Source organism: Noviherbaspirillum sp. ST9, assembly GCF_048799745.1.
GTDB lineage: Bacteria > Pseudomonadota > Gammaproteobacteria > Burkholderiales > Burkholderiaceae_D > Noviherbaspirillum.
The window spans coordinates 454,033-468,546 of sequence record NZ_JBLWFR010000003.1 but is presented as its reverse complement, the minus strand read 5'-3'; the positions used below and the strand labels follow the sequence as shown (position 1 = coordinate 468,546).

The following is a 14,514-nucleotide window of genomic DNA, read 5'->3' as shown; positions in this document are numbered from 1 at the left end:
CCGGGGGCTCACTGCTTTTTTATGGAACCGGGTACCACACAACTGTTGCCGAACTGCCTTACAGGGTCATTCCTCCGCATACCTCGATGACGGCACCGTTGATATAGCTCGCCTCGTCGGAGGCGAGGAAGGCAAAGGTGTTGGCGATCTCGTCGGGCTTGCCAAGGCGGCCGAGCGGCACGCGTTCCTCGAGCGAACGGATGACCTTCTCGGGCATGGATTTGAGGATGGAGGTTTCGATGAAGCCGGGGCAGACTGCATTGACGCGAATGCCATGCTTGCCGAGCTCGCGCGCCCAGGTCTTTGCCATGCCGATCACGCCGAACTTGCTTGCCGCGTAATTGGTCTGCCCGAAGTTGCCATAGATGCCGACAATCGACGACGCGTTGAGGACGACACCGGCCTTGCGCTCGATCATGTTATCCACGACCGCCTTCGTGCAGTTGTAGGTACCCTTGAGATTGACGTCGATGACCTTGTCGAACTGCTCGTCGGTCATCTTCTTGAGTTGTGCGTCGGCGACGACGCCCGCGTTGTTGACCAGCACGTCGATGTGGCCAAAGGTGGCGAGCGCACCGCTCACCATTGCTTCGATGCTTTCGGATTTGGTGACGTCCACCTTGAAGCCGATCGCGCTACCGCCCTGGATGCGGATCTCCGCGACCGTTTCGGCGACGGCATCGTCCAGGTCGCACACCACGACGCGTGCGCCTTCTCTCGCGAACTTGAGTGCTGTGGCCTTGCCGATGCCCCTGCTTGCGCCCGTGATCAGGGCGACCTTGTTGGTAAGCCGCACGTTGTCTCCATATCGTTATTCTGTCCAACGAAGGCTGCAGCGGATTCCGTGCGGCCATCATCAGCGATAGCCACATATGGCAATTGTCATGCCAACAACGATAAGTAGTTGATTTCTATATGAAAATCGAAAACAGTAGTAGGAAGAACAACGGGAAGGGAGGGAGTTGCGGGGATAAAAGTGTCTGAGTTTCAGACACTTTTACGTTATATCAGGATATGTCGTTGAAAAATAACGGGTTTACGGAGCGTATGCAATTTGAACAGGTGTCTACTAATCAGACACCAATCCGAAATCGACGATCTTCTGATAGAGCGTCGCACGCGAAATGGCGAGCAATCGGGCCGCCTGCGCCTTGTTGCCGCCGGTGCTGTCCAATGCGGACTTGATCAGGTTCTTTTCCAGTTCGGATACTGCTTCCGCGAGCGGCCGGACAGGCTGGGCCAAATTGCTCTCTGCTGAAGTCTCCGCAGGACGATGCATTACTGCATCAGTGGGAAGGATCGTCGCAAAATCTTCCGCAGTGAGGCTGATGCTGTCCGTCAGCATCCCTGCCTGCTCCAAGGCATTGCGCAGCTCGCGCACATTGCCGGGCCAGCTGTAGGACGCAAGAAACGCACGCGCGTCCGGCGTCAGCTCACGCTGCGGCATGCCGGTACGTGTCGCAATCTGTTCGAGCAGGTGCTCGCACAGCGCATCCAGGTCGCCCAACCGTTCACGCAATGGAGGCAGCACGATGGGCAGTACGTTCAAACGGTAATACAGGTCCGAGCGAAACTTGCCGTCGGCGACGAGCTGTTTGAGATCGTGGCTCGTTGCAGCGATCACGCGCACGTCGACCTTGATGATGGTGTTCGAACCGAGCGGCTCGATTTCCTGCTCCTGCAGCACGCGCAGCAACTTCGCCTGCACCTGCAGCGGCATGTCCCCTACTTCGTCGAGGAACAAAGTACCACCATCGGCAATCTTGAACTTGCCGTCGCGTCCCTTTCGATCCGCGCCGGTATAGGCACCCGGCGCAACACCGAAGAATTCGGCTTCGAGAAGCGATTCAGGCACAGCGGCAATATTGATGCCGACAAAGGGCTTGCCAGCGCGCCCGGAAGCAGCATGGATACCGTGTGCGAGCAACTCCTTGCCGCTGCCTGTTTCGCCAAGCAGCAGCACCGTGGTATCGAGTTGCGCCGCGCGACGCGCACGGTGCTTCAACTCCAGCGATACCGGACTCACGCCGACGAAGCTGGAAATGGAATACTTGGTGTGGCGCAGCTGGGCCAGTTCCTTCTTGGTATTGGCCAGTGCCCATTGCAGCTCGGCGAACTTGGAGACTAAAGGCTTGAGGCGCTGCAGGCGGTCATACAACGCAAAGCCGAGTGCGCCGACAATCTTGCCGGCTTCATCCTTGAGCGGAATCCGCATCACGACCAGCGGCTGATCGCGAATCATCATGATGTCGAGGAGAATCGGTTTGCCGTTCTGCACGACTTCGCGCATGCGGCTGTTCGGGATGACTTCCTCGACCATCTTGCCAAGCGCATCGTCCGCGCCCTTCAGTCCGAGGAAGGCAACATACTTGTCGTTGATCCATGCAATGCGCCCCTGGTCATCGACTGCCAGTGTGCCCTCGCATGAGTCGTCGAACAAATCGAGCAACGACTGCATGCCTACCCGCAGGATGCTGTCCACATCCCAGGATGAAGCGACAGACGTTTTCATTTCATCTCCATGTGAAGACCGGCCACGCGAACATGCATGCGTACTCAAGGTGCCGAATGTGGCCGATTATAGATGCTCTTTCGAAATCACGTTCACCGCTGCCGATTTGTGGAAAGAGAAGCAAGTTTGATTCAGGCGATATTTGACGCCGCACCATGAATGAAAAAAACCGCCCGAAGGCGGTTTCATATGCAGCGCGATTTGTTCTATCGCTTCAGCAGATTCAAGATTTCGGACAGCTCGTTGCGGATCGCCACCGTGTTGATTTCCAGAGGCGGCAGCCCCGCAGTGAGGTCTTCGGCGCCATTCGCACCGGCATTCCCGTTGCCATTCACCATGCGGCTGTCGAGCTTGTTGCGCGCCCCACTGATCGTGAAGCCCTGTTCGTACAACAGCTCGCGGATGCGGCGTATCAGCAGGACTTCATGGTGCTGGTAGTAACGGCGATTGCCTCGGCGCTTGACCGGTTTGAGCTGCGTGAACTCCTGCTCCCAGTAGCGCAGCACGTGCGGCTTGACGCCGCACAGCTCACTGACTTCGCCAATGGTGAAATAACGCTTCGCCGGAATTGGCGGCAATACGACAGCCTCGGATTTGCTCGAGCGATCGTTCATGGCTCAACTCACGCCACGCGGGCAAGCGGTTTGCTTCTGGCCGTCTCCACCATGCTCTTGAGCTTCTGGCTCGCATGGAAGGTTACTACTCGGCGCGCGGTGATCGGGATTTCCTCACCGGTCTTGGGATTGCGTCCGGGACGCTGCGGCTTGTCGCGCAACTGGAAGTTGCCGAAGCCTGAAAGCTTCACCGATTCACCACGCTCGAGGGCATTGCGGATTTCGTCGAAAAAGGTTTCGACCATGTCCTTCGCCTCGCGCTTGTTCAGGCCGACCTGCTCAAAGAGGAGTTCAGCCAGTTCTGCCTTCGTCAGGGTCGGCAAGTCTTTTTCAGCTTGCGTGCGTGCCTGCGACTCCTGCACAGCCCGACTAAGGTCGGCCGCCAAAACGGATTGAAGTTCGGCTGAGTTCACGTCATTCATAGTAGTTATCACTGCTCGACGTAGTGCAACGTTCAATTGCGCAGCTTGGCGCCATGCTTATTCTCGACTGACGCGATGAATGCCGTCATTGCAGCGTCCACTTTGTCGTCTTGCAGGGTATTTTGAGTATCTTGCAAGGTAAAACGGAAAGCAAGACTTTTTTCGTCATTTTCCAGTCCCTTGCCGCGATATTCATCAAATAAAACAATGGCTTGCATGATAGCACAGGCAGGATTGGATTGCCGCTCAGCAAGGAAAGTATCCATCAGGGCCTGCATCGGAAGCTCCTGTTTGACAACAACAGCGATGTCCCGTGTCACTGCCGGGAACTTGGAAATCTCCTGGTAAGACGGAATTTCGCGTTGCTGCAGCATTGACGCATCCACCTCAAACACGACGGGTGCAAGCGGAAGATCGTATTTCTGCTGCCACCGTGGATGGAGCTCACCGATGAATCCGATAACACGACCGTCGATCAGAATATTGGCCGAGCGCCCGGGATGCAGCGCGGCATTTTCCGCCTTTACGAACGTCAATGCCTGCGGTGCAAAGAGAGCCTCGAGGTCCGCCTTGATATCGAAATAGTCGACGTTGCGCGACGGCGCACCCCACTGCTCGTCCACGGCGGGACCATAGGCAATCGCGGCGACACGCTTTGGCTGGTCGTAGCCCGCCACAGCCAGCGGCCCATCCTGCGTCGACGTATTACGCAGGAAGACGGCGCCGACTTCGAACAGACGCACGCGGTTCAACTTGCGATTCAAGTTGTATCGCACATTTGCCACCAGACTGCCGACCAGCGACGAGCGCATGACGCTCATCTGGCTTGCAATCGGATTCTGAAGACGGATCGGATTCTCGTTGCCAGCGAAATCTGCTTCCCAGCCCTCTTCGACGAAGCTGAAATTCACCACTTCCTGATAGTCCGCATCCGCCAGTTGGCGACGCACAGCAAACAGGGAACGCGAATTTTCCGGCGCAATTCGCATCGTATTCGGCGCCACCGGCGGCAAGGCAGGAATGTTCTCGAAGCCGTAGACGCGCGCGATTTCCTCGATCAGGTCTTCCTCGATCTCGATATCGAAACGATAGGATGGCGGCGTGACGGTGAACAGGCCGGATTCCTGGGTAAACTCGAGGTCAAGTCGCTTGAAGATGTCCGCGATCTGCTCGTCGCTGATGGGCACGCCGATCACCTTGACCGCACGTGCGGCACGGACGGAAACCGGCTTGCGTTGCGGTAGATTGACGACGTGGTCGTCAACCGGGCCAACGACGGTATCCTTGCCGCCGCAGATCTCCACGATCAATGCAGTAATGCGTTCGATGTGATCGACGGTCGTCGCGTAATCGACACCACGCTCGAAGCGATGGGCCGCGTCGGTCGAGAAGTTATAACGGCGTGCGCGCCCCTGTATCGCCTGCGGCCACCAGAACGCGGCCTCGAGATAGATGTTCGTGGTCTCCAGCGAAACAGCCGTGGAATCGCCGCCCATAATGCCGGCCAGCGATTCGATCTCCCTGTCATCGGCAATCACGCCGACCCAGCTGTCGACTTCGATCGTGTTCCCATTCAGCAGCTTGAGCGATTCACCGGGCTTGCCCCAGCGGATATCAAGGCTGCCATGGATCTTGTTCAGGTCGAACACGTGGCTGGGACGGCCCAGTTCGAGCATTACATAGTTCGAGATGTCGACCAGCGCGGAAATCGGACGCTGTCCGCTGCGCTCCAGCCGGCGCTTCATCCAATCGGGCGTCTCCGCTTTCGCATTCAGTCCGCGAATGACACGCCCCGAGAAGCGGCCGCACAGGTCAGGTGCCGACACCTTGACCGGCAACTTTTCATCCGTGTTGACCGTCACCGCCTTGTAGGTTGGCGCCTTTAACGGCGTGCCCGTCAGCGCTGATACCTCACGCGCGACACCAAGCACGGACAAGCAGTCTGCCTTGTTGGGCGTGAGCTTGATCGTGAACCGGAGATCGTTCAGCTGGTAGTAGTCGCGGAAGTTCTGTCCCACCGGCGCGTCATCCGGCAATTCGAGCAGGCCGCCGTGGTCCTCGGACAATTTGAGCTCGCGCGCGGAACACAGCATGCCCTGCGATTCGACACCACGCAGCTTGCCCACCTTGATCTCGAACGGCTTGCCGTCCTCGCCCGGCGGCAGTTTGGCGCCGGCCATCGCGCATGGCACTTTCATGCCTGGGCGAACGTTCGGGGCGCCGCAAACGATGTTCAGCAGCGTGCCGGTACCGGCATCGACCTGGCAAACATTGAGGCGGTCGGCGTTGGGATGCTTCGCGATTTCGATGACCTTGGCGACAACGACGTTGGTGAACGGCGGCGCGACCGGCTCGACCTCTTCCACTTCCAGACCGGACATCGTCAGCAGATGCGACAACTCATCCGAAGTCATTTTCGGATCAACCAGGGTGCGGAGCCAGCTCTCGGAGAATTGCATAGTCAGAACCTTCAGAATTCGTTTTCCCCGCTTTCGCGGCGAGGTCGGGTGGCGGGACTGATCCGCGCACCACCCTGACGTTTATTAGTTGAACTGCTTCAGGAAGCGCAGGTCGCCCTCGTAGAACAGGCGGAGATCGTTGATCCCGTAACGCAGCATGGTCAAGCGCTCAAGGCCGGAGCCGAACGCAAAGCCGATGTACTGCTCGGGATCGAGTCCCATGTTGCGCACCACGGTCGGGTGCACCTGCCCGGCTCCCGACACTTCGAGCCAGCGTCCCTTGAGGGGGCCGCTGCCAAACGCGATGTCGATCTCGGCCGACGGTTCGGTGAACGGGAAATAGGACGGACGGAAACGCACCTGCAGATCATCTGTCTCGAAGAAGGCCTTCACGAAATTGAGGTACACGCCCTTCAGGTCGGCGAAGCTGATGTTATCGGCGATCCAGAGGCCTTCGACCTGGTGGAACATCGGCGAGTGCGTCGCGTCGCTATCGACACGGTAAGTACGCCCGGGAGCGATGACCTTGATCGGCGGCTTGTTCATACGGGCATAACGCACCTGCATCGGGCTCGTGTGTGTGCGCAACAGCAGCGGCTTGCCCTGCGTATCGTTGCCCTCGATGTAGAACGTATCCTGCATCGAGCGCGCCGGATGGTTTTCCGGGCTGTTCAATGCAGTGAAATTGGTCCAGTCGGTTTCGATTTCCGGGCCATCCGCCACGTCGAAGCCGATCGAGCGGAAGATCTCCTCGACACGCTCCCAGCTGCGCATCACCGGGTGGATGCCGCCTTTGCCGCGGCCGCGTCCAGGTAGCGTCACGTCGATCGCTTCCGCATTCAGGCGAGCCTGCATCTGCGCATTGGCGAGCGCGTCGCGGCGCGCATTCAACGCGGCCTCGATCTTTTCCTTGGCGGCGTTGATGACGGCGCCCTGCGTCTTGCGCTCTTCCGGGGCCAGCTTGCCCAGGCCCTTCATCTGCTCGGTAATCTGTCCTGTCTTGCCAAGGTACCTGGCTTTCGCGTTCTCCAGCGCGGCGGCGTCTGCCGCTTCAGCAAAATCGGCCTGCGCCTGGACGACGATTTGTTCTAGGGAATTCATGCGGCTTTTTCGCCCGAAAAAGGTGATCGGAAAACGTGAATCGGAAAACGGCGATTCAAAATGAAACGGGGCACAGGTGTGCCACCTCTGCCCCGCTCAATGCGATGCCGCCTTGCAGCGGCACCTGCTTTTACAACTCTCAAGCAGCGATGTTGGCTTTCACCTGTTTGACAATCGCGGCAAATGCCGGCTTGTCCATCACAGCCATATCTGCCAGAACCTTGCGGTCGAGACCGATGTTGGCTTTCTTGAGGCCGTTCATGAACACGCTGTAGGTCACGCCATGCTCACGCGTTGCAGCGTTGATACGGGTGATCCACAGTGCGCGGAATACGCGCTTCTTGTTGCGGCGGTCGCGGTAGGCGTACTGGCCTGCGCGCATGACCGCCTGCTTGGCGATGCGATAAACGGTACTGCGACGACCACGATAGCCTTTGGCTTGGTCGAGGACTTTCTTGTGACGGGCCCGTGCGGTAACCCCACGTTTTACTCGAGGCATAGTAGCTCCTTATGTGAGGTTAAGCGAACGGCATCATTGCGCGAATGGAGTTCATGTTTGTCTCATGAACGTCCACGGCACCGCGCAGCTGGCGTTTGTTCTTGGTGGTTTTCTTGGTCAGGATGTGACGCTTGAAGGCTTGACCGCGCTTGACGGTACCGCCCGGACGTACGCGGAAGCGCTTCTTGGCGCTGCTCTTCGTCTTCATTTTCGGCATGACAATATCTGTCCTCTCGGACAGCTCCGTTTTTAACATGATTGCAGGTGGCAACACTTCGTTGCTCTTGGATGCCTGCTTTCACTTGTTATGCAATGGAATCGAGTCCATCGCCATTTGCACCAGCCGTCCGTTTTACCGGACCGCTCGCACGAATTCTTTATTTCTTCTTCTTGGGCGCCAGCACCATCACCATCTGGCGGCCTTCCATCTTCGGAAACTGCTCGACCTGGCCATACGGCTCAAGGTCAGCCTTCAGTCGCTCCAGCATGCGCATGCCAATGTCCTGGTGCGCCATTTCACGACCGCGGAAACGCAACGTAATCTTGGTCTTGTCGCCCTCTTCCAGGAACTTCACCAGGTTACGCAGCTTGATGTTGTAGTCACCATCATCGGTACCCGGGCGGAACTTGATTTCCTTGACCTGGATAACCTTCTGCTTCAGCTTGGCTTCGTGGGCTTTCTTCTGCTCCTGATACTTGAACTTTCCATAGTCCATCAGGCGTGCCACCGGCGGAGTCGCGTTCGGTGCGATTTCCACCAGATCCACGTTTGCCTCTTCCGCAAAGCGGAAAGCTTCAGCCAGACTGACGATACCAAGCGGTTCGTTATTTACCCCAGAGAGGCGCAATTCCGGCGCATTGATCTCGCCGTTAATGCGATGCGACTTGTCCGTAGCTATTGCAGTTTCCTTTAAAAATCAAATAATTAAGCCGTGCTCTCGCGTCGGGATTTCCCCTTTCAGGCTTTGGTGTCGACCTCATTCTTGAGTCGTTCTACCAATGCATCGACCGGCATCACACCCAAGTCGACGTTGCCCCGCGCACGCACGGCCACTGTTTTCGCATCCCGCTCCTTGTCGCCGATAACGACGATATAAGGCAGCTTCTGAACCGAATGCTCGCGTATTTTATAGGTTATTTTCTCATTACGCAAATCGAGGTGCGCCCTAAACCCTTGTTTTTTCAGGTTTTGTGCAACTTCTTGAGCGTAATCAGCCTGCGCATCCGAGATATTCAGGACGGCGATCTGAACCGGCGCAAGCCATAACGGCAGTGCACCGGCATGATTTTCGATCAAGATGCCGACAAAACGCTCCATCGATCCGACAATCGCCCGGTGCAGCATGACCGGCACCTTGCGGGTGTTGTCTTCCGCGACATATTCGGCACCGAGGCGGCCCGGCATCGAGAAGTCGACCTGCATGGTGCCAACCTGCCACGGGCGGCCCAGCGAATCCTTCAGGTGATATTCGATCTTCGGACCATAAAACGCACCTTCGCCCGGCAACTCTTCCCAAGTCACACCGCATGCGCGAAGTGCCGAGCGAAGCGTGTCCTCGGCACGATCCCACGTCTCGTCCGAGCCGATACGGCTATCGGGACGAAGTGCGATCTTGATCGAGATCTCGGAGAAGCCGAAATCCTTGTACACCTGCATTGCCTGCTGGTGGAAAGCGGTCACTTCGCCCTGAATCTGGTTTTCGGTGCAGAAGATATGGCCGTCATCTTGGGTAAAGCCGCGTACGCGCATGATGCCATGCAGCGCTCCCGAAGGCTCGTTCCGGTGGCACTGACCGAACTCGCCGTAACGCAAAGGCAGGTCGCGGTAGCTGCGCAAGTCGGAATTGTAAATTTGCACATGACCAGGGCAATTCATCGGCTTCAGCGCGTAATTGCGGTTTTCCGATTCGGTCACGAACATGTTTTCGCGATAGTTTTCCCAGTGCCCGGTCTTCTCCCATAGCGAGCGGTCGAGAATCTGGGGCGCCTTCACTTCCTGGTAGCCGTTTTCCTGGTAGACCCGGCGCATGTACTGCTCGACCTGCTGCCACACCGTCCAGCCCTTCGGATGCCAGAAAATCAGGCCGGGAGCCTCATCCTGGAAGTGGAACAAGTCCAGCAGCTTTGCCAACTTGCGATGGTCGCGCTTCTCGGCCTCTTCCAGCATGTGGAGATAAGCCTCCTGGTCTTCCTTCTTGGCCCAGGCAGTACCGTACACACGCTGCAGCATCTCGTTCTTGGAGTCGCCGCGCCAGTATGCACCTGCCAGCTTCATCAGCTTGAACACCTTCAGCTTGCCGGTCGACGGGACGTGCGGACCGCGGCACAGGTCGGTAAATTTACCTTCCGAGTACAGCGAGACGTCCTCGTTCTGCGGAATGGACTCGATGATCTCTGCCTTGTAGGCCTCACCGATCGACTTGAAATAGGCGACAGCCTCGTCGCGCGGCAGCACCTTGCGGGTGACCGGCTCATCCTTCTTGGCGAGCTCGGCCATTTTCTTTTCGATCGCCTGCAGGTCTTCCGGCGTGAAAGGGCGCTTGTACGAGAAGTCGTAGTAGAAACCGTTATCGATCACCGGCCCGATCGTGACCTGGGCATCGGGGAACAATTCCTTTACCGCATATGCGAGCAAGTGCGCGGTCGAGTGCCGGATCACGTCAAGGCCGTCCGGATCCTTGTCGGTGACGATTGCCAAGTCTGCATCGCGCTCGATCAGGAAGGATGTATCGACCAACTTGCCATCCACCTTGCCGGCCAGCGCGGCCTTTGCAAGGCCGGTGCCGATACTTGCGGCGACTTGGGCGACCGTCACCGGCGCATCGAATTGGCGTTGGGAACCATCGGGGAGTCGGACTGAAACCATTTTGCCCTCCATGTCAGCGGATGTTGTGACTGACGCTAGATCAAGTGATAAAAACTGCGGACGAAAAAAAACGCGGACTAGCCGCGTTTCTTTCCCACTGCAATGACGAAAAAGATCCCGACTAGCGTCGCACTAAAACCATTGCGGTTGTAGTTCGCGGTGTCATAACCGGGACTGCCTTTCTCGCTCTTACAAATTGTGTTCGTTGGTAGGCTCGATTGGACTCGAACCAACGACCCCTACCATGTCAAGGTAGTGCTCTAACCAGCTGAGCTACGAGCCTAAAGAAGCGAAATTATAGCGGCATTTTTTTGATTGCGCTAGTCCTTGTTCGGGAAAGTTGATGTCATCCTCACCATGAGGCCTTCCAGATTGAGCTCGGGTGGCGCTCCGCATTGCTTATCTATTGATATCGAATCCTGTACACTCGGAAACCAGATTTCACAAACACGCAGCGCTCGTCTCTGCGCTGCCGGCCGCTCCTCACATCATGCACAGCAAGTCCCACTCTTCGAGCCACCTTCACGCCCATCGTGCCGGAGATTCGTCCCACCATCATGTCGCGGAAGGACGCAGCCCGAAAGTTCTGGCTGGCGCCGTGCTGCTCACGCTGTTCTTTGCTGCCATCGAGGTCATCGCCGGCTTCTGGTCGAACTCGCTTGCCCTGATTTCGGACGCAGGACATATGGTGACAGACAGTACGGCGCTCGGACTCGCCCTGCTCGCGCAGTACATCGCAACGCGCCCACCCTCACCGCGCCACTCCTTCGGGTTTGGCCGTGCCGAAGCGCTTGCCGCATTCATCAACGGACTGGCAATGCTTGCTGTCGTCGGCTGGATCGGAATCGAAGCAGTACAGCGCTTCGCGGCTCCCGAGCCCGTGCAGGGGCAGACCGTCTTCACGGTCGCCGCCATCGGCCTCGTCATCAACCTGATGGTTGCCTGGCTGCTTTCACGCGACCAGCAGAGCGTCAATACGCGCGCCGCACTAGTGCATGTGATCGGCGACCTGCTTGGCTCCGTCGCGGCGATCGTCGCCGGCGTGGTGATTTATTTCACCGGTTGGCTGACCATCGATCCACTACTGTCACTGGCAGTGTGCGCACTGATCCTGAAGTCGACGATCGGCGTGCTCCGGGAGGCTTACCATGTATTGATGGAAGGCGTACCGCACGATATCGACTACGTGGCGGTAGGAGAAGATATCGCTGCGATCAAGGGTGTCCTTTCGGTGCACGACCTGCACGTATGGGAAATGTCTGCAGGCCACCCCGCCCTGATCGGCCACCTCGTGATCCGCGACATGCAGGAATGGCCGACAGTGTTGAACAGCATCAAGGCGATGCTGATCGAAAAGCATCGCATCGACCATGTCACCTTGCAGCCGGAAATGCCAGGGATGGCCGAAGGCCGCTGACCTACTGCCGCTGGACGTCAAGGACGCCGTTCACTTCGCGGATCACGCCAAGTGCTTTCTGCAGCTGGGAGGTGGACGAAATCTCCGCGGTGAAGGACATGCGTGCCTCCCCCCTGGCGCTTTGCGTACTCACGCCAATCACATTGATTTTCTCGCGCGAGAAGATTTCCGAAATGTCGCGTAGCAGTCCCTGCCGGTCGCTGGCAAGGATGAAGATGTCCACCGGATAAACCGTATCCCTGGTCGATTCACCCCAAGTTGTCTGGATAACGCGCTCCATCGCCTTTATGCGCATCTGCGCCAGGTTTTTGCAGTTGGCGCGATGGATAGACACGCCCTTACCACGCGTGATGAAGCCGACGATTTCGTCAGGCGGCGCAGGCTTGCAGCAGCGCGCAAGCTGGGTAAGAAGGCCTTCTGTTCCAACTACAAGCACGCCGGAGCGCGCGCCCTGCGAGACGCTCGACGCCCGGCTCTTGTTGGTGATGACAGCGTCTTCGGGCAGCTTCGCGCCCTTCTGGGCATCGTCTTCATGCAGGGCATGCTCGATGTTGCGGAGGCTAAACTCCTCTTTGCCTACGGAGAGAAAAAGTTCATCCACCTTCGAAAAGCCGAGCTTGTGCGCCAGTTCCTCAAGGTTGATCGCCGTCTTGCCTTCGCGCTGGAGTGTCTTTTCCACCATGCTGCGGCCGTGGGCGAGCGTCTCCTCCTGCTCGATCGCATTGAACCAGGCGCGCACCTTGGAACGCGTGCGCGGACTCGCGACGTATCCCGGACCGAGCCAATCTCTCGATGGACCGGCATTCGTTGCACTCCTGCCCGCCGTGATGATTTCGACCGTCTGACCGTTCTTCAGCGGCGTGTTGAGCGGCACCATCACGCCGTCGACACGCGCGCCGCGACAACGATGTCCGATGTTGGTGTGCAGGTGGTAGGCGAAATCAATCGGCGTCGCACCATTCGGCAATTCGATCACCCGCGCCTGCGGCGTCAGCACGTAGATCCGATCGTCGAGGGCTGCGGATTTGAGCTTCTGCACCCATTCCCGCTGCATATCCTCCTGTCCGACGACAGCATCCGCAACTTCGCTCTTCCAGGCCAGCAGCTGCCTGAGCCAGGCAATCTTTTCGTCGTACTTCTGTGCAGAGAAACTGGAGCCGCCGGTTTCCTTGTATCGCCAGTGCGCAGCCACGCCGTACTCGGCGAATCGGTGCATTTCGTGCGTGCGGATCTGCACTTCCATCGGCCGGCCGTCCTCGGCAAGGACCACCGTGTGCAATGACTGATAGCCGTTCGGCTTGGGCCGTGAAATGTAATCGTCGAACTCTTCCGGAACCGGTGTCCAGATATTGTGGAGGAGACTGAGCACTGCATAACAGGCGCGAATGTCATCGACGATGACACGAAAGGCGCGCACGTCATACAGCTCCGAAAAATCGAGCGATTTGCCGCGCATCTTGTTCCAGATGCTGTAGATGTGTTTCGGCCGGCCGCTCACCTCGGCCTTGACATCCGCTGTGGCAAGCTCGGACTTGAGGCGTGCAATCGCCGCCTCCACAAAGCCCTCCCGCTCCAAGCGCTTTTCTTCCAGCATCTTGGCGATGCGCTTGTAGGTCGCCGGCTCGAGGAAGCGGAATGCAAGGTCTTCCAGTTCCCACTTGAGCTGCCATACGCCCAGTCGGTTGGCGAGCGGCGCGTAGAGATCAAGCGTCTCGCGCGCGTACTGGTGCGTGCGCTCGGTCTCCAGCTTGACGTCGGCGAAATAGCGCAGCGTCGTCACGCGCGACGCCAGGCGAACCAGGACCACGCGCATGTCGGTCGCCATCGCCAGCAACATCTTGCGCAACGTCTCGAGCTGGTCCGCCGCCTCTTGCGATGCGTTCTTCCCGCGCCCGACGTCCTGGTAGCCAAAGGTTTGCTCATGCAGACGCATCAACTGGCGGATGCCACCGACGAGGTCCGCGATTTCGAGGCCAAAACGTGCTTCGATGGATTCCGCCGCTTTGGGATCGACGATGGGCAATTCGAACAGGAGACCGGCAATGCGGGTGTCCGCATCCGTATTCAGGAGTGCCAGGGTTGTTGCCGCGCCTTGTGCGAACTGGAGTGTGTCCTGCCCGGTCGCGACGACCTTGCCACGGTAGATCGGCTCGACGAACGCCAGGACGTCGCGCACGCGTGCACAGTCATCCGCCGACAACCCGGCACACAATTGGACATCTACTTCGCTTGGCGTTGCAACGATTGAAACCATAAACGATTACTTCTGTGCTGCGGTGACGACCATTTCCACCAGCCACTCCGGCTTGGCGAGTTTCGCTTCGACGGTCGCGCGGGGCGGCGAATTGCCGTCAGCAACCCACTCATTCCAGACCGCGTTCATGCCGGGGAAATCCTTCATGTCCGCGATGTAGATCTGGCACATGAGGATGCACGACTTGTCGCTGCCGGCTTCTGCGAGCAGGCGATCGATGTGTCCGAGGACTTCACGCGTCTGGCCCTCGATGTTCTGCGTCAAGTCCTCGGCGATCTGGCCGGCGAGGTATACCGTGCCATTGTGAATGGCCACTTCAGAAAGCGTCTTGCCGACGTGGAGGCGCTTGATTTCCATTTTGTTCGTGTTC

Annotated in this window: 13 protein-coding genes and 1 tRNA gene; 1 reads left to right on the top strand and 13 read right to left on the bottom strand. The window is 58.1% G+C overall.

The features are described 5' to 3' along the window. Positions 1 to 58 precede the first annotated feature (58 nt). From fabG to ACNOHI_RS08570, 11 genes are all read right to left on the bottom strand, one after another. Positions 59 to 796, bottom strand: coding sequence for a 3-oxoacyl-[acyl-carrier-protein] reductase (fabG, locus tag ACNOHI_RS08620; protein ID WP_420474252.1), 738 nt, complete (start codon positions 794 to 796; stop codon positions 59 to 61). Between the two features lie 273 nt (positions 797 to 1,069). Then, positions 1,070 to 2,512, bottom strand: coding sequence for a sigma-54 interaction domain-containing protein (locus ACNOHI_RS08615; protein ID WP_420474251.1), 1,443 nt, complete (start codon positions 2,510 to 2,512; stop codon positions 1,070 to 1,072). 206 nt (positions 2,513 to 2,718) lie between these two features. Continuing rightward, entirely contained in the window at positions 2,719 to 3,126 is a 408-nt protein-coding gene (locus ACNOHI_RS08610) for a MerR family transcriptional regulator (RefSeq protein WP_420474250.1), read from the bottom strand. An 8-nt stretch (positions 3,127 to 3,134) separates the two neighbouring features. Continuing rightward, a complete protein-coding gene (locus ACNOHI_RS08605; protein WP_088710788.1) occupies positions 3,135 to 3,548 on the bottom strand; it encodes an integration host factor subunit alpha in 414 nt (137 codons plus the stop codon). A 32-nt stretch (positions 3,549 to 3,580) separates the two neighbouring features. Beyond that, positions 3,581 to 6,007 carry a phenylalanine--tRNA ligase subunit beta gene (pheT, locus tag ACNOHI_RS08600; protein ID WP_420474249.1) on the bottom strand — a complete coding sequence of 809 codons (2,427 nt, stop codon included), beginning with the start codon at positions 6,005 to 6,007 and terminating at the stop codon, positions 3,581 to 3,583. 84 nt (positions 6,008 to 6,091) lie between these two features. Next, entirely contained in the window at positions 6,092 to 7,108 is a 1,017-nt protein-coding gene (pheS, locus tag ACNOHI_RS08595) for a phenylalanine--tRNA ligase subunit alpha (RefSeq protein ID WP_420474248.1), read from the bottom strand. 139 nt (positions 7,109 to 7,247) lie between these two features. Next, the gene (gene rplT / locus ACNOHI_RS08590) at positions 7,248 to 7,607 is read right to left on the bottom strand and encodes a 50S ribosomal protein L20 (protein WP_420474247.1); all 360 of its coding nucleotides are present in this window, start codon (positions 7,605 to 7,607) and stop codon (positions 7,248 to 7,250) included. Between the two features lie 19 nt (positions 7,608 to 7,626). Continuing rightward, entirely contained in the window at positions 7,627 to 7,824 is a 198-nt protein-coding gene (gene rpmI / locus ACNOHI_RS08585) for a 50S ribosomal protein L35 (RefSeq protein WP_132259957.1), read from the bottom strand. Positions 7,825 to 7,984: 160 nt separating this feature from the next. Then, positions 7,985 to 8,506 carry a translation initiation factor IF-3 gene (gene infC / locus ACNOHI_RS08580; protein ID WP_420474358.1) on the bottom strand — a complete coding sequence of 174 codons (522 nt, stop codon included), beginning with the start codon at positions 8,504 to 8,506 and terminating at the stop codon, positions 7,985 to 7,987. 59 nt (positions 8,507 to 8,565) lie between these two features. Beyond that, positions 8,566 to 10,473 carry a threonine--tRNA ligase gene (gene thrS, locus ACNOHI_RS08575; protein WP_420474246.1) on the bottom strand — a complete coding sequence of 636 codons (1,908 nt, stop codon included), beginning with the start codon at positions 10,471 to 10,473 and terminating at the stop codon, positions 8,566 to 8,568. Between the two features lie 206 nt (positions 10,474 to 10,679). Then, positions 10,680 to 10,756: transfer RNA gene (locus tag ACNOHI_RS08570), tRNA-Val, on the bottom strand. A gap of 207 nt (positions 10,757 to 10,963) precedes the next feature. Here ACNOHI_RS08570 and ACNOHI_RS08565 point away from each other — a divergent pair. Then, positions 10,964 to 11,890 carry a cation diffusion facilitator family transporter gene (locus ACNOHI_RS08565; RefSeq protein WP_420474245.1) on the top strand — a complete coding sequence of 309 codons (927 nt, stop codon included), beginning with the start codon at positions 10,964 to 10,966 and terminating at the stop codon, positions 11,888 to 11,890. A 1-nt stretch (position 11,891) separates the two neighbouring features. Here ACNOHI_RS08565 and ACNOHI_RS08560 read toward each other — a convergent pair whose 3' ends face one another. Together ACNOHI_RS08560 and ACNOHI_RS08555 are read right to left on the bottom strand one after the other, a co-directional pair. Further along, positions 11,892 to 14,144, bottom strand: a complete 2,253-nt coding sequence (locus ACNOHI_RS08560; RefSeq protein WP_420474244.1) for a RelA/SpoT family protein — start codon at positions 14,142 to 14,144, stop codon at positions 11,892 to 11,894. Between the two features lie 6 nt (positions 14,145 to 14,150). Then, on the bottom strand, positions 14,151 to 14,501 hold the full coding sequence (locus ACNOHI_RS08555) for a RidA family protein (protein ID WP_420474243.1): 351 nt from the start codon (positions 14,499 to 14,501) through the stop codon (positions 14,151 to 14,153). Positions 14,502 to 14,514 lie beyond the last annotated feature (13 nt).